The organism is Pseudomonas sp. TE12234 (genome assembly GCF_054061835.1).
Genome location: NZ_JBSSEP010000015.1, coordinates 54976 through 69324, shown reverse-complemented (window position 1 = coordinate 69324; position 14349 = coordinate 54976). Strand labels below are relative to the sequence as shown.

Sequence of the window (14349 nt, the reverse complement as noted above, 5' to 3'; positions counted from 1 at the left end):
TGCGAGGACCGATCCGATCAGAACCTGGCTGTCGCCTGAACCACTACGCCGATGATTCGGCAGTCGTCGGAGTAGAGGGCTTTGGGGTACGTCGGATTGAGCGGGACCAGGTAACGCTGCCCGCCCTCTTCGATCAGCTTGCGAAAGATCGCCTCGGTGCTGTCGGGCCATTGCGCGATCACCAGTTTGCCCGGCTGCGCTGCCACGTCCGGGTCCACCAGAATCAACATGCCTTCGCCAATGCTCAGGCCACTGGGCGCGGTCATCGCGTCGCCAGTCACCGTCAACCAGAATGCCGTGCCTTGGGCGTGATAGTCGGACAGTTCGAAACGATACTGCGTCCGTTCTCCATCGCGCACCTCAGCGGCTGCCTTCCAGTCACGGACCGGGTAACGAAAGTACGGATTGTACTTTTGTGTCAGGCAGACCTCTTCATCCTCAGCGTCCGCAGGCTCGCGGATCACCAGCGCCACTTCGAGAAAGTCCATGCCGAGTGCTTTCAACACTCGATTCATGTTCTCGACACCCGGGTCGCGACGTTTATTCAGCCAATGGCCAATGCCGCCCTGGGACATTCCGAGGCGTTCAGCGAGTATCTCCTGAGTGACGTTGAGTTCACTCATCTTGGCCTTGACCAATTCGATCCATTTATCCATGGGCGGCACGATACTGGGCCAGCTCCGGTCATCAAAACACAAATTGTAGTATTAAACTCATGGTCACAAATACAAATCGTATTAGGATGAATTCACGGATCTGAATCTATAACGGAGTTTGCCATCACCATGACCCAACCTGCCCACGAACTGCCGGACATGCAAATCGACACCTCCCTCACCTCGCCCCAAGGCTCCGCCGCCGCACAACGGGCGCTGGACTACTACTTGAAGCCAACGGTCACGGAGACTGAGGTCGAGGAGCGTTTCTTTGATGTGAATCGCAACATCACCAGTGAAGAAGCATTGATTCATGCCTCGGATCTGTTGCGCTGCGCCGCAGCCATTGCCTACGAGTCAGCCAATCACTTGCAGGGCGCAAGTCGGGACCTGGCGTTTTCGGCGGTGCACATGATCGATATGGCCAAGGCCATGGTCTCCCGATCCCTGGAAGGGCATCAGAAAGCATAAAGAGAAGGCGCAGGCAGTGGTTCGGAATGAATTTTCCAATTGGCTGGATAAAAGCGCTTGACTCATAAACGAGAATGATTATTATTGCAGCATCTGGTCGCGAGATCAGTCGATGGATCAAGGGACCTCAGGTCGGACTTTTGGTCTATCTCCTCATCAGGCTAATCACGGTTTTTGACCCGGCACTTTGCCGGGTCTTTTTTTACCCGCATTCTGGTTTATGGCGTCAGGCTAATGAAGCCTTCAAGTGCCGCAAACACTCAGTGGCGCGGACGATTTCAAAAGAATACCCGGTGGCATGGGCGGCCCGAGATCATTGGGCGAACCACCGAGAAAATAGCACTTGAGAATCAATTCCACAGTCTCTAAGCTGCGACAGCGTCAAGGAGGACGCCCCCCCGTTTTGCATCATGTTCCTGCCCCATCGTTCCCCTTCTCGGCGATGACCTGTCTTGCCATCAAAATCAGGCTGATGCCAAATTGCAGCGCCCTCTCCCTCCAGGCCTGACCTCAATGCACGGCGATAGGCGAATCCACCCAGCCACTGCCAGTGCGGTGCATCGCATAAAAATACCTGTCCCTTCTCTAAACCCGATGGCCTCAAAACAGTGCTGGTGGTAACACGGATGATCGCTACGCTGTGTAGTAGCGCTTCGCGGCAAAGGTGAGCGGTCATTCAGAACGTCAGCAGCGCGGGTGAACCGATTCTTCTGCACTCCTAACCCCCTTTGCTTGCGTGTAAAGTAGCCGCCATAAAATCTCAATCAGGAACCCTACCGTGGCTAAATCCTCTCTCGACATCAGTGCCAACTTCGACAGTGGCAACATCCAGGTTATCGATGTCAGCGACCCGCTCAAGCCACTGCTGGCCATCCGCCCCGACACCAAAAGCAAGCATTTCCAATGGTTCCACTTCAAAGCCAGTGGCCTGCATGTCGGACAGGAGCACTGGTTTCGCCTGAACAACGCCAGTCAATCCTCTTACAACAAGGCCTGGGACGGTTATCAGGCAGTGGCGTCCTACGATCATGTGAACTGGTTCCGTGTACCGACCATCTTTGAGGGCGACTGCCTGCGTTTCTGCCTTGAAGCGACCCAGACCCACGCCTGGTTCGCCTACTTCGAACCCTACAGCCGTGGTCGTCACGACTGGTTGATCGAGCAGGCGCTAACCAAGGCGGGCACCGAACTGCTGGCCACCGGCAAAAGCGTCGAAGGTCGGGACATTCAGCTGCTGCGCAAAGGCTCGGGCGCCGAAGGTCAGCGCAAGGTGTGGATGATCGCTCAGCAACATCCGGGCGAACACATGGCCGAGTGGTTCATGGAAGGCGTGATCGAACGCCTGGAAAAACACGACGACCCGGTGCTGAACAAACTGCTGGCCAGCGCCGATCTGTACTTGGTGCCAAACATGAACCCGGACGGCGCCTTCCACGGTCACCTGCGCACCAACGCCATGGGCCAGGACCTGAACCGCGCCTGGCAGAGCGCCAGCCCGGAAACCAGCCCGGAAGTGTTTTTCGTACAGCAACAGATGGAAAAGTACGGCGTCGACCTGTTCCTCGACATCCACGGCGATGAGGAAATCCCCTACGTGTTCACCGCCGGTTGCGAAGGCAACCCGGGTTACACGCCGCGAATCGAAAAACTGGAAGAGCACTTCCGCTCCCACCTGAAGCACCTGACCAAGGACTTCCAGACCAAGCACGGCTACACCCGTGACGAACCGGGCAAGGCCAACATGACGCTGGCGTGTAACAGCGTGGGTGAGAAATTCGATTGCCTGTCGCTGACCCTGGAAATGCCGTTCAAGGATAATAATGATCATCCGGACCCGTTGACCGGCTGGTCGGGCAAGCGGTCGAAGCAGTTGGGCAAGGATGTGTTGACCACGGTGGCCGAGATGGTTGATACGCTGCGCTGATTGCTCTTTCAGATCAAAAAATCGCAGCCTGCGGCGACGCCCCAGGCTGCGATCTTTTTTCAGGTGACGACTAACCGCGATCCTTCCCTCGCAACATACTGTCCAGCACACCATCCCGACGCACCCAGGCGTGAAACAACGCCGCCGCCAAATGCAGCAGCACCGTCAAGAACAGCAGATACGCCAGATACCCATGTGCCTTGCGCAGGAAAGCAAACACCTGCGCATTCGCCGGCAGAATCGACGGCAACTGCAGCGAGTGGCTAAGCATCACCGGTTCGCCCGAAGCCGAAATCATCGCCCACCCCAGCAGCGGCAAAATCAGCATCAAGGCGTAAAGCAGCACGTGGGAGGCCTTGGCCGCCAGCGCTTGCCAACCCGGCAGGTCCGCCGGTAGCGGTGGCTGTTGCGTGGAAAACCGCACCGCCAGACGCACGATCACCAGCAGCAGAATGGCGACGCCCAAAGGTTTGTGCAGGTGAATCAGCCACTCATGGCGTTCGGACACCGACGCGACCATGCCCGCGCCGATGAACAACATGGCGATGATCATCAGCGCCATCAGCCAATGCAGCAGTCGCGCCAGGGGAGCGAAATGGTTCGGTTGGGCGCTCATTGCCTGACCTCCTGTTTAGCGGCGGGTAACTGGCTGACTTCGCTGGTGCGGCGCAGGTAGGAATTGGCGTAACCGGCCGAACGTGCGGCGAGCAACGGGTCGTCGGAAGCTTCGATCCCGGCCGGCAATACCAACGGGTCGTAGTTGATGTCACGGCACTCGCCACTGAGTTGCGGCTGGGTGCTTTCAAGGACCAGGGTGCCGGCGTTCAACACTTTGCGCCCCTCAGGCCAGGCCTTGCTCGCATCGTTGACCGGATCGCCAGGGTTGGCCAGGGTGATGTTCAACTGCCAGCGCAAAGGCCCTGCGGCGATGCGCTGAACCAGGTCTTTTTCCAGATAATCGCTGCCTTCCGGGGTCGTGGCACCGGGTGCGCCCTGGGCCACTGGCACCATGCTCCAGCGCACCGCCTGCCGTTGTCCGGCGGCGTTCACCAGGTAAAACGCGTTGACGCTGTTGTAGGTTTCCGTCACGTAGCTGGCCGACGGCTTGGCGGTCTTGATCCAGGCCAGGAAAGGTGCGGCTTCAGGGTGCGACCCGAAGAACGCGGGCACCGCTGCCGGGTTCGGCTTGCCGGTGGCCGGGTCTGGCGATTGGGCTTGTTGCAATTGATAGAACGCCTCGGGGGTGCCTACCGGGAACACCGGCATGCTGTTCATCCCGGTGCGCCATTGCTGGCCGTTGGCCTGGGTGAAGCGCAACGCCAGGCTGCGAATCGGTACGGCACTGTCCGGCGCATAAGGATTACCCGCCGGCAAAGCGAAACGCCCGACCACCGGGGTCTGCGCTTCATTGAACACCTGTGCCGAGGAGTAACTGCGCGCTTCGCCGCTGCTCTCGAAATGGCCGATCACGCACACGCCTTTGGAGTGATTGCGCCGGAACCCGGGGTGCACGCCGTTGTTGGTTTCCAGGACGTTGATCAGCTTTTTCGGCGTCAAGCGTTGTGGGTCAAGGGTGCCGTTGACGTAGGCAAAAGTCCCGGCTGCGGCAGCGACGACTACCGCAATGCCCGCCAGGCGCATCATCAGGCTCGCGGTACTCAGGGGTGGCCGGGTGGGCGGTGTTGATCGATCTACCATGAAGGTCTCCAGGGCCATCGGCCACAAGTGAGAAGAACCAGACAGACGAACCCCCTGAGGGTTTATTCCATCGTTCGGTATTTATTTTTTCCGGCGTGGAATAACCTCGATTGCCGTGCGTCTTCCTGGACACTCACCACAGCGTAGTGACTGGTCAGAACTTCATGAATGAGATCGACGAACAATTGCGGGAAATTATTCCCAGGCTGCGCCGCTTCGCCGTATCGCTGACGCGAAATCCCAGCAGTGCCGACGATCTGGTGCAGTCGTGCCTGGAGCGGGCACTGTCGGCCTGGGGCGACAGGCGGCCCGACGGCGACCTGCGTGCCTGGCTGTTTTCGATTCTCTATCGCCAGTTCCTCGACGCGCACCGGCGCTCCCGACGCTATGCGCGAATGCTCGAGTTCTTCACCGGGCGTGACGATGCACAGCCCTCGGCAGAACGCACGGTGATCGCCCAATCGACCCTCAACGCCTTCGACCAACTGCCCACCGAACAGCGCGCGCTGCTGCTTTGGGTCTCGGTGGAAGGCCTGAGTTACAAAGAGGTCGCCGAGATTCTCGACGTCCCCACCGGCACGGTGATGTCCCGCCTGTCCCGCGCCCGCCAGGCCTTGCGCCAACTCAGCGATGGTGAAATCAACCGCCCTTCCCTGCGGAGACTCAAATGATCAGCATGCCTCCCAGCGAGCGTGATCTGCACGCGTATGTCGACCACCAACTCAGCGATGACGACCGACGCCTGGTGGAAACCTTTCTCGCCAACAATGCGCAGATAGCCGAGCAAGTGCGCGCCTGGCAAAAAGACGCCCAGCAACTGCGCGCGGCCCTGAGCGGCGTCTTGCAGCAACCGGCCAACCCGGACCTCGATCCGGTGATGATTCGTCAACGCCTGAAACGCCAGTCCCGTCGCCACCTGGCCAGTGCCGCCATGTTGCTGATCGCCGTCAGCATCGGTGGGCTCAGCGGCTGGCAGGCGCGGGAGATGACGCTCGCCAGCCCCCCGCTGCCCATGACCGATGCCTTGCAGGCCTATCGACTGTTTGCCCAGCAAGGCATCTTGCCGGCCGACTACAAGGTCAGCACCGACGGCGACATGCAAGGTTGGCTCGACAGGTATTTCACCCAGGCCAATCGCCTGCCCGACCTCTCGGGCGCCGGGTTCAAACCGGTCAGCGGGCGTTTGCTCAGTACCGAGCAAGGGCCGGCCGCGATGGTGGTTTATGAAGATCAGGGCGGGCACAAGATCAGCTTCTATGTGCGCCCGCCGGGACCGAAAAACTTCCTGCTGCCGAGGGGCAGTCGCCGTGATGACGGCTTGCAGGCCGAATACTGGTCGGGGGGCGGCTACAACTATGCAATGGTCAGCCCGGCGGATACGCCGGCGGCGCAGATGCTGAGGCAAACCAACCAGTTCTGAACACCCTTCGCCTTTGTGGGAGCGAGCCTGCTCGCGAAAAACGATCAGACAACCCGATGGCAGGCGTTATCGCTGACGTCCATCGCGAGCGGGCTCGCTCCTACAGAGGTTCGAGGACAATCGCGAATTCAGGCAAGGCTTCAGAACCCCACGTCGAGGATCACATTGTCCAGGTAAGTACCTGCTGGCGGTGTGGCCTGGTCGGTATAGATCTTCGCGTTGTAGTTGAAGACCTGACTGCCGGTGCCCAGGCCGTTGCCCGGGTTGATCTCGGCATCGGAGCTGGCCCGGCGGGCACTGCTGACGCTGCCCCAGCGTGTGGTGCCGGCGCTTTTGAAAATGTCGTAAGCCAGGTAATTGCTGCCCGAAATCATCCGGCGACGCCCGCCGACACTCACAGGGTTTTGCCCATCGCTCAAACCCACGGTGTAAGCGCTGCCCTTGGTGCAGGCCAGGTTGATGGTCTGCCCGGTGACCGGCGTGAAGGCACTGACCACCGGGGCGCTGCCGAAACTGATGTTCGGCGCGGTGATGGTGCAGTCGTTGGCCACGGTCAGGTTGACCGTCAACGTGGCGGTGCCGCTGCTGATGTCGCGCCCCAGACAGACTCCGAGAGCACCGATGCCGGAGCAGTAATTCCAGTTCCAGAAGATGCTCAGGGTTTCCGTGTAGACCCCGGCGGCGACGTTGCTGCCGATGGTCGTGCCGAGGTAAAGCGGCACGGACTTGGGTACCACACTGCCGAGCAGGCCGAGTGCATCGATGATGCCGTTGCGCGCAAAGTCGTAGGCGGTGCCGCGGGTCAGCGGGTAGCTGGTGCTGTTGTTGGCATAGATCGTGTAGCCGATGACATCACCGGTCGGCCCGAGCAAGCCGCTTTGGCTTGAGGTGACGGTGGCCCAGAAATGATCGTTGGTGGTCAGCAATGACAGCAGTGAACCGGTGCAACTCAAGCCGCCATTCACGGTGGAACTGGATTGCGATGTGGTGCGCACGGCAATCGAACTCACCGAGCCGAAAGCCACTGGCGTGGTCCCGGTCACCGAGCACAATGCCCAGGCCGAGCCCGGCAGACACAGCGTCAGCAGCAGCACCCCCTTCATGCCCTTCATTGACACACCAACGGCCCGATCAGCGGGACCTGATCCTGGTTCATGTCGACGGTGAACCGCACCTGACAGGTCTTGCCGTCGCCCAGCGTCACCCGCAGGTTGTTCTGCTGTTGCAGGTTTTCCAGGTACACCAGGCCATCCCAGCCCACCACGGTTTGCGTTCCGCTTTGCTCGTGCACCACACCGCTGCCCAAGGGCAATTCCCGCTGCTGCCCATCCACCAGGACGATGCTCGCGGCGATGACCCGGCTCAACGGAAACTCCAGCAGATAACCGCTGCCCCGACGTACCGCGATGCGCTGTTCGACGTTGGGGCTGCGCACGTTGGCCGGCAGGTTCAGGGGATCGATTTCGTATTTGCCGCGGTAATAGGCGCTACTCCAGGGCACCAATAAATGGCCGTTGCGATCGGTCTGGCCGACCAACTGGTTTTCGTAACGCACCGGGATATCGGCGTAGCCATGGGTGCTGACCACGACAAAGGCATCATCGATGCGATTGGCGGCGAACACTTGGCGGTCCATCCACACCAGCGAACCGCTGGCGTCGGCCCAGCGGGTTTCGGCATCGCTGGAGCCATAAACGCCAGCCTGCAATTGCACCGATTGCAGGCGCCAAGTCAGGTCGGCCTGACGATAGTCCGGGCCGTCACCGGTGGCGTATCCAAGGTTGAAACCGACCCCGCCTTCGGTGGGTACGGCACGGCTGTAGTTGACCCGTTGCCGGGTTTGCCCGCTATTGCTGCGCTCACTGCCGATCGCCAGGCTGCCGCGCAGGTCGAACGGGATCACCAGTTGCGCCTGCACCGCCCAATGGCTATCGCCGATTTCGCGGTTGGCCGACAGATAGAAACTGCTGTTGCGCCACAACGGTTTGCTCCACGTCAGGTTGAGCAAACGGGTGCGTGAATCGTCCGCTGCGCGCACGTCGAAGTAGCCGACGCCCAGGCTGCCCCAGGAATCGAGGCTCAGGCTGAGGGTCGCCTGTTCGCTGCGTTTGCTCAGTGTGGTGTAGGGGCTATCGACCAATGTCAGATCAGCGTACTGATCACGGCGTTGCAGCCGTTGGTAGGAGAAACTGTAGCGCTGGCTGCTGTATTGATAGCCGAGACTCAGTTGTTGGCCCGTTTCACCGTCGAAACGGCTTTGGCTGATGGCCGAGTTGAGCACCCCGAAATTGCCCAGCCGCACATTGCCGCCAATGCCGCCCAGGGTCAGGGCATCGGAGGCCTCGGCGTGGCTTTCCAGGGTGAAGTTGTCTGTCACGCCGTAACGCAGACTGCCGGAACTGGCACCCCGGCCGTAACTGAAATCGCGTAGCGCGTAGTCCTGGCGCAAGGTGCCGGCTGCCACGGAAAAGTCGCTCAAGCCCTTTTGCAGGAGACTGCTGGTGACGTAGAACGGCACCGTGGTCGAGACCTGCCGTCCCAGGGCATCAGTGGTGACCACCACCGCTTCGCCAGCGCCATTGATAAAGGGAATATTGGTCAGCGTGTAGGGGCCGGGTTGCAGTTCGGCGCTGCTGGATTTGTAGCCATTGATGAACAGATCCACCGATGAAGGCACGGCAGCCTCCCCGGCGAATTGCGGCAAGGGGTAGGTCACCAGGTCCGGGCGCACAGCGAAATCCCGCGACAACTGCACCCCGCCCATGCGCACCGAATTGCTCCAGGGCAATGCACCGCTGACCAGATCGCCAGCCTCGTAGGTCAGCAACCGATCGTCATCGGAGTAACGCCAGGTGGTGTCGTAACGCAAATAGCCGTTGTTCAGCGCGTTGGTGGCAGCCCCCGACATCGTGCGGCGATATTGCCCGGTATTGGACAACGTGCCCCAACGGTCGAACAGCCGCACTTCGTTCCAGGCCGCCAGATAAGTGCCGGCATCATCGGTGTCGTTGAGGTACAGGTCATAGTTGAGCAAGGCGCCGAAGCTGCTCAGGGCCGGGGTGCGCGGATAGGCGTCGCGACGGCCGACAAACTGTTCGGGCAGCCAGTCTGGCGGTACATCGAGCAGCAAGCGCTGACCGGTGCTGTCGTACTCGCTGTGCAGGCCCGGCAAGCTGTCGAGCGCGACTTCGGCGCCGATGTTTTCCGGCAGTTTCATGCCGGTGTCACGCAATGCGCTGGCCGGCACGAAGAATTGCCCGTTGCGCTGCTCGACCGCCACCACTCGTCCGGTGTTCATCTGATTGACCACCAGTTCCAGGAACAACTGCGCATCGGCAACCGCCTCCATGCCGCTGGGCGGAGGCGGCAGGTCACCGGCCTCTGCGTGATGAACGATCGCCAGGCACCACGCACAGCCCATGGCCCACAACGGACGCTGAACATGGCGAGCCCAACCCTGGCTCATGACTACTGATTGTCCGTCAATGGACGCCGTCCTCCGTTACTTCACCTGCCTGCACATAAACCTGTCATCCGTTCAGTGCAGTGATCTGGCCAATCTTGCAGCAGGGTCTTGGGCCGCTGCGCAGCCAGGGTGAGCAAATGCCCTCGCCACAAAAAAAACGGCAGGACTCACCGTGCCGGCGCAATACTCTGAACCTGCGGCGCGCCATTGACCCGAACTTGCAACGCCGGATCCCCGGCCATTGCACCGGGCGCTGGCCAGCGCATGATCGCGCCGGGCAACACGTAGCCCAGCAACCCTTCCACAAGGGGTTTGGTCTGGCCGCCCTGCTTCAACGCCACGTCTGTCAGCCGTGCATGCACCGCGCCCTGGTTGCGTACTTCGACATAGGGACGTCCGTCCACCGCCACCGTGCGCCAGCTCAGGTCCGGCAGGCCCACGCCTTTGAGATCACGCTGGCGGGTGGTGTCTTCCTTGCTCCACAGACCCGCGCCGTAGGCAAACAGCGGCACCGAGTAGCGCATCTGGAAACGAATTGCCGCCTCCGTCTTGCCGTCTTCTGCGGCGGGCGGTTTGGCCGAGGGAATTTCATCGATGATGATGCGGTAAGCCAGTTCCTGCCCTGGGGGAATTTCCCGGGTGCGCGTCAGGCGCACCAATTGCTTCTGGCCGGGCTCGATTTTCGCCACCGGCGGGCTGCCGATCACGTCGCGCTGGTTCTGATATTGATCGTTGAAGCCGCTCTGGCTCCAGGCAAACACGCGGATCTGCAGATTGGCGGTTTCGTTGCCGCGATTCTCCAGCCACAGGGCACTGGCCTGTTGATCGGCCTCCAGCACCGGATCGATCGGCCAGATCAGCACCGAACTGGCCGCCTGCACCTTGGCCGCCCCCAGCCAAAGCAGTGCCCACAACGCGTGACGCACGACCCAAGGCCGCCGCGAAGGTGAATACATATGCCAACTCCTTAAGACCCTCAGGCCTGATCCAATCACCCCGTTACCACGACAGCTGCACCTGCAGCACATCGCTGTATGTCCCCCCGGGTTGATTGCCCGGTAACTGCACCTGACCGTAAATCGGCAGGCTGATGTTGTTCGCATCGCTGTACGCCACGGCCACGCTCTGGCCGATCCCCAGGCTCTGGCTGAATGCCGCGTCGCGAAACAGTTGGTACGCGATCTGGTTGCTGCCGGTTGTCAGTTGCAGATGTCGCCCTCCGCTGTTGTATTGCCCGCCATCCACCGTCATGTTCAGGGTGACGCCCGGCGTGCACTGCAATTGCACGCCCCCGGTGAGCGCCACCTGTACCGTGCCGGTGGCCAGGGCCGAGCGACTGCCGAAACTCAGGCTGCCGTAACTGGAACCCCCGCCTACCACCAGGCAACCCGCCGTCACCGTGGCACTGACCTGGAAGCTCTGGCTGGTCACCGCCGCCAAGGGCGTTGGCACGCTACCGGCACAGAACAGGAGCAGCGCCGCACAGCCGTGGCGCTTCATCGCACTAGAACGTCAGTTCGACGGCAATGGTGTCGGTGTAAGTGCCCGCCGGCAGCCCGGCCTTGCCCACCGCCTGGCCGTAGATGTTCACGGTCTGTGCCACGCCGGTACTCGCGGAAAGATTGATCACGCCGTCGATGGCCAGCAGCTGCGAGTGCCCGGCATCGGTGTACAAATCGTACGGCACATAGTTGGCGACACCGTCGTATAGCGCCCGGCTACCGCCTGGCGATTGTCCATCGTGAGCGCCGGCCCGCACCTTGACCGATGGGGTGGTGCCACTGGAGCAGAGAATCGACAACGCCCCGCCGCCACCGCCCAACACCTGCCCGGTGGCAGAGGTGAACAGGCTGTCGGTGGTGCCGAAATTCAGTGCGCCGAAGTTCAGTCCTGTGGAACCGCCGCTCCCGTTCACCTGACAACTGCTGGTCAGGATCAGGCTGGAGGTGATTTGGCCAGTGACAGTGGTGGCCGCCTGGGCGCCGGACGCCAGGGCCAGGCCGAGCAATGACAAACCTATCCTTGATACAAGCATGTGCATGGTGTCCGTCCTCTACAGGTTTACCAGTCGAGCGTCACTGTCAGGGTGTCGGTATAGACACCGGCCGGTAGCGCGCGGGTATTGGCCACCACCGAGCCGAATACCGGAATCGGTACCTGCGCCCCGCTGGTGACGGCGAAATTGTGTTGTTGGCCGATGCTGTAGCTCTGGTTGCCGGAAGCATCGAGGAACAACTGATAAGGAATGCTCCAGGTGCCGTTGCTCAGGCGGCGGGTGGTGCCGTCGCCATGGGTACCGCCATCGATGGTGACCGTGAACCCGGTGACCGATGGGTTGCAGGCAACGTTGAGCTTGCCGCTGCCCTCTTTACTGAGGTTGGCCTTGATCGGGCCGCTCCAGGTCGGTCCTTGCTGGCCGAAATCGAGGGTGCCGAAATCGCTGATCGGGCTGCCGGGGCTGGCGCCGTTGGTCACTTCGCAACCGGCGGAAATCGTCAGTCGCGCGTAGATCTGCCCGCTGACGGCTGCTTGTGCACCCTGGGGCGGCAATGCCAGTGCGGCGAAGGGGATCACTGTCCAGAATCTGCTGCTCATCACGCCAATCCCATTCCTCAGGACCCAAAAAACGTGCGTTCATCCACGAACGCCCCTTCCTTGTCCAACCGTGGCTCCGCCAGGTTGCGTACTGTAAAAAATGCGCTTACCAAGTGACCGTCACCTTCACCAGGTCCGAGTAATGGCTGACCCAAGGTATCTCGGCCAAGGGTTCGATGCGCGCATACAACGGCAAATCCACCGTTCCGCTCGACGGCACGCGACCACTCATGGGCACATCCACCGCCAGTGGAATTCGCCGCGCCGGGTCCTGATAGAGTCGATAGGGAATGGGTTTGCTGTGTTCGGCGCTGCCCGCCATGTAACGCACATCCCCGACGCCGCCATGCAGGCCGCCATCGACGCGTAATTGATAAGGGGTATCGGGATTGCATTCGAGCCGTGGCAAGCGCTCGTTCATCAGTGCCGCGCCCAGCGGCCCGGCAGGCTCATCCAGCCGCGCCGTGCTGCCGAAGTCCAGCACGCCCAGTTGTTCGATTCCCACGCTGCGTGACTGCCCGACCAATTGACAGCCGCGCTGGACGTCGACCCGAACCTCTACCTGAAGTTCGGCGGCCGTCACCGTCGCACTGAGTCCCAAGCTCAAGACTGCCACCACTGCACGTCCATTCACGGCCCCGTTCCTTTTGAGGGGTGTCCTGAAAAATCAGGGTAGCAACGCACCGGGAAATCGCCAGTCACACAGCGAATCGGGATACCTCCATAAGAAGCGACTTTGTAGGGCCATGCTCGACGCTCGCCACCACAGCAACGGGTAATAAGTTGTACATGCCGCATTATTCTGTCCAATAAACGCCCGCATTCCATCGACACAACTGGAAGCGAATTCTCCCCTCTGGGTACACTATGGCGCCGCCGCGTCGGGCGGCCTGAAGATCATGGGGTGACATCACAGTGGCCGTTCGACCGCCCAACCGTTCGCGTCTTGCACCGCGCTGGCCGTTGCTGCGCCGGCTGTTCGGCAAAGCCTCCGCTGCACCCGCCCATGGGGTCGCAACAGGCCGGGTCATCCACGATTACTTTCGCCACAAGGCTCACGCGCAGGGCTACACCCTCAGTCACAGTCAACAGCGGGTGATCGACTGCATGGCGCAGCACGCCACGACGCTGCTGGGCAGTGCGACGAAAACCCTGCCCGGTCTTTACCTGCATGGCGCCGTGGGTCGCGGCAAAAGCTGGCTACTCGACGGTTTTTTCCAGGCCATTCCCCTGGCGCAAAAACAGCGCCTGCACTTCCACGAGTTTTTTGCCCGGCTGCATCAGGGGATGTTCAACCATCGCGATCAACCGGACGCGTTGGCGACCACCCTGGACGATTTGCTGCGCGATTGCCGGGTGCTGTGTTTCGACGAATTCCATGTCCATGACATCGGCGATGCGATGCTGATCACGCGACTGTTCAAGGCCCTGTTCCGTCGAGGCATCCTGCTGCTGGTCACCTCCAATTACCCGCCGGAAGGCCTGTTGCCCAATCCGCTGTACCACGCGCGCTTCAAACCGGTGATCGACCTGATCAACGCGCGCATGCAGGTGATGGAGGTCGGCGGCCCACACGACTACCGCAGCCAGGCCAGAACTCACGCGCAACAACTCTTTACCCAGGGGCAATACGTCTGGCCGGGAAGCGCGTCGCAGCGGCAGGCATCAAACCTGCCATCCGCCGGTGCGCCGGGCATTGCGCTGCCGGTCGGCACTCGCCACCTGCCCGCCCGTTACTGCGAAGGCCGCACCATCGGTTTTACCTTCGCGGATCTGTGTGAGCAGCCCACGGCGGTCATGGATTACCTGGAGCTGTGTCGGCGCTTCGACTACTGGATCATCGACGAACTGCCCAACCTGGCCGACTGTTCAATCGCCGCCCAACAGCGCTTCATCAATCTGGTGGACGTTTTGTATGACCAGGACAAGCATCTGGTGCTGCTGGGCCAGCGTTCATTGCGCGAAAGCCTGGACGGCGACGCCATCGATCTGGCCCGCACCCGCAGTCGCCTGGGGCAATTGGTGGAGGTTCGGGAGTCGGCCTGATCGCTCCCACATTTCGTCCGCACTCGATTAAACATCTCGATCGACTGCGGACTTGATCGCGAAAGCGGCCTGA

At 61.0% G+C, this 14349-nt stretch carries 15 protein-coding genes; 5 read left to right on the top strand and 10 right to left on the bottom strand.

Annotation, left to right across the window (positions count from 1 at the left end):
• Positions 1 to 17 precede the first annotated feature (17 nt).
• Positions 18 to 656 carry a LexA family protein gene (locus ACVWYU_RS21560; RefSeq protein WP_247256201.1) on the bottom strand — a complete coding sequence of 213 codons (639 nt, stop codon included), beginning with the start codon at positions 654 to 656 and terminating at the stop codon, positions 18 to 20.
• Positions 657 to 785: 129 nt separating this feature from the next.
• Here ACVWYU_RS21560 and ACVWYU_RS21555 point away from each other — a divergent pair, with 129 nt between their 5' ends.
• Both ACVWYU_RS21555 and ACVWYU_RS21550 read left to right on the top strand, forming a co-directional pair.
• Positions 786 to 1127, top strand: coding sequence for a DUF6124 family protein (locus ACVWYU_RS21555; RefSeq protein ID WP_248915413.1), 342 nt, complete (start codon positions 786 to 788; stop codon positions 1125 to 1127).
• A 778-nt stretch (positions 1128 to 1905) separates the two neighbouring features.
• On the top strand, positions 1906 to 3051 hold the full coding sequence (locus ACVWYU_RS21550) for a M14 family metallopeptidase (RefSeq protein ID WP_457373630.1): 1146 nt from the start codon (positions 1906 to 1908) through the stop codon (positions 3049 to 3051).
• A 70-nt stretch (positions 3052 to 3121) separates the two neighbouring features.
• On the opposite strand, the gene ACVWYU_RS21545 is transcribed toward ACVWYU_RS21550, so the two are convergent.
• Entirely contained in the window at positions 3122 to 3667 is a 546-nt protein-coding gene (locus ACVWYU_RS21545) for a cytochrome b (protein WP_247256204.1), read from the bottom strand.
• Entirely contained in the window at positions 3664 to 4749 is a 1086-nt protein-coding gene (locus tag ACVWYU_RS21540) for a catalase family peroxidase (RefSeq protein WP_457373629.1), read from the bottom strand. Before ACVWYU_RS21540 ends, ACVWYU_RS21545 begins: the two co-directional genes overlap by 4 nt.
• A 164-nt stretch (positions 4750 to 4913) precedes the next feature.
• On the opposite strand from ACVWYU_RS21540, the gene ACVWYU_RS21535 reads away from it, so the two are divergent.
• Together ACVWYU_RS21535 and ACVWYU_RS21530 are read left to right on the top strand one after the other, a co-directional pair.
• Positions 4914 to 5420 (top strand): RNA polymerase sigma factor, encoded by a 507-nt coding sequence (locus ACVWYU_RS21535; protein WP_247256205.1) that lies wholly within the window; start codon positions 4914 to 4916, stop codon positions 5418 to 5420.
• Positions 5417 to 6169 carry an anti-sigma factor family protein gene (locus ACVWYU_RS21530; protein ID WP_247256206.1) on the top strand — a complete coding sequence of 251 codons (753 nt, stop codon included), beginning with the start codon at positions 5417 to 5419 and terminating at the stop codon, positions 6167 to 6169. Before ACVWYU_RS21535 ends, ACVWYU_RS21530 begins: the two co-directional genes overlap by 4 nt.
• Before the next feature lie 140 nt (positions 6170 to 6309).
• Here the strand turns inward: ACVWYU_RS21530 and ACVWYU_RS21525 are convergent, their stop codons facing one another.
• From ACVWYU_RS21525 to ACVWYU_RS21495, 7 genes are all read right to left on the bottom strand, one after another.
• Complete coding sequence (locus ACVWYU_RS21525) at positions 6310 to 7272, bottom strand: Csu type fimbrial protein (RefSeq protein WP_457373658.1); 963 nt, start codon at positions 7270 to 7272, stop codon at positions 6310 to 6312.
• Positions 7273 to 7277: 5 nt separating this feature from the next.
• Positions 7278 to 9635: a fimbria/pilus outer membrane usher protein gene (locus ACVWYU_RS21520; protein ID WP_457373628.1), complete on the bottom strand. Its 2358-nt coding sequence runs from the start codon at positions 9633 to 9635 to the stop codon at positions 7278 to 7280.
• A gap of 167 nt (positions 9636 to 9802) precedes the next feature.
• Positions 9803 to 10591 (bottom strand): fimbrial biogenesis chaperone, encoded by a 789-nt coding sequence (locus ACVWYU_RS21515; RefSeq protein ID WP_457373627.1) that lies wholly within the window; start codon positions 10589 to 10591, stop codon positions 9803 to 9805.
• A gap of 43 nt (positions 10592 to 10634) precedes the next feature.
• Positions 10635 to 11135: a Csu type fimbrial protein gene (locus ACVWYU_RS21510; protein WP_457373626.1), complete on the bottom strand. Its 501-nt coding sequence runs from the start codon at positions 11133 to 11135 to the stop codon at positions 10635 to 10637.
• Positions 11136 to 11139: 4 nt separating this feature from the next.
• On the bottom strand, positions 11140 to 11676 hold the full coding sequence (locus ACVWYU_RS21505; protein ID WP_390956691.1) for a Csu type fimbrial protein: 537 nt from the start codon (positions 11674 to 11676) through the stop codon (positions 11140 to 11142).
• Between the two features lie 20 nt (positions 11677 to 11696).
• Complete coding sequence (locus ACVWYU_RS21500) at positions 11697 to 12230, bottom strand: Csu type fimbrial protein (protein WP_247256212.1); 534 nt, start codon at positions 12228 to 12230, stop codon at positions 11697 to 11699.
• Positions 12231 to 12336: 106 nt separating this feature from the next.
• Entirely contained in the window at positions 12337 to 12864 is a 528-nt protein-coding gene (locus ACVWYU_RS21495; RefSeq protein WP_457373625.1) for a Csu type fimbrial protein, read from the bottom strand.
• Positions 12865 to 13145: 281 nt separating this feature from the next.
• Here ACVWYU_RS21495 and zapE point away from each other — a divergent pair, with 281 nt between their 5' ends.
• A complete protein-coding gene (gene zapE / locus ACVWYU_RS21490) occupies positions 13146 to 14276 on the top strand; it encodes a cell division protein ZapE (RefSeq protein ID WP_248915422.1) in 1131 nt (376 codons plus the stop codon).
• The last annotated feature ends 73 nt before the right edge of the window (positions 14277 to 14349 follow it).

Coding starts and splice junctions, on each gene's coding strand:
- ACVWYU_RS21555 (WP_248915413.1), top strand. CDS start 786: ATGACCCAACCTGCCCACGAACTGCCGGACATGCAAATCGACACCTCC.
- ACVWYU_RS21500 (WP_247256212.1), bottom strand. CDS start 12,230: ATGAGCAGCAGATTCTGGACAGTGATCCCCTTCGCCGCACTGGCATTG.
- ACVWYU_RS21525 (WP_457373658.1), bottom strand. CDS start 7,272: ATGAAGGGGGTGCTGCTGCTGACGCTGTGTCTGCCGGGCTCGGCCTGG.
- ACVWYU_RS21515 (WP_457373627.1), bottom strand. CDS start 10,591: ATGTATTCACCTTCGCGGCGGCCTTGGGTCGTGCGTCACGCGTTGTGG.
- ACVWYU_RS21540 (WP_457373629.1), bottom strand. CDS start 4,749: ATGGTAGATCGATCAACACCGCCCACCCGGCCACCCCTGAGTACCGCG.
- ACVWYU_RS21510 (WP_457373626.1), bottom strand. CDS start 11,135: ATGAAGCGCCACGGCTGTGCGGCGCTGCTCCTGTTCTGTGCCGGTAGC.
- ACVWYU_RS21545 (WP_247256204.1), bottom strand. CDS start 3,667: ATGAGCGCCCAACCGAACCATTTCGCTCCCCTGGCGCGACTGCTGCAT.
- ACVWYU_RS21505 (WP_390956691.1), bottom strand. CDS start 11,676: ATGCACATGCTTGTATCAAGGATAGGTTTGTCATTGCTCGGCCTGGCC.
- ACVWYU_RS21535 (WP_247256205.1), top strand. CDS start 4,914: ATGAATGAGATCGACGAACAATTGCGGGAAATTATTCCCAGGCTGCGC.
- ACVWYU_RS21560 (WP_247256201.1), bottom strand. CDS start 656: ATGGATAAATGGATCGAATTGGTCAAGGCCAAGATGAGTGAACTCAAC.
- ACVWYU_RS21530 (WP_247256206.1), top strand. CDS start 5,417: ATGATCAGCATGCCTCCCAGCGAGCGTGATCTGCACGCGTATGTCGAC.
- ACVWYU_RS21520 (WP_457373628.1), bottom strand. CDS start 9,635: ATGAGCCAGGGTTGGGCTCGCCATGTTCAGCGTCCGTTGTGGGCCATG.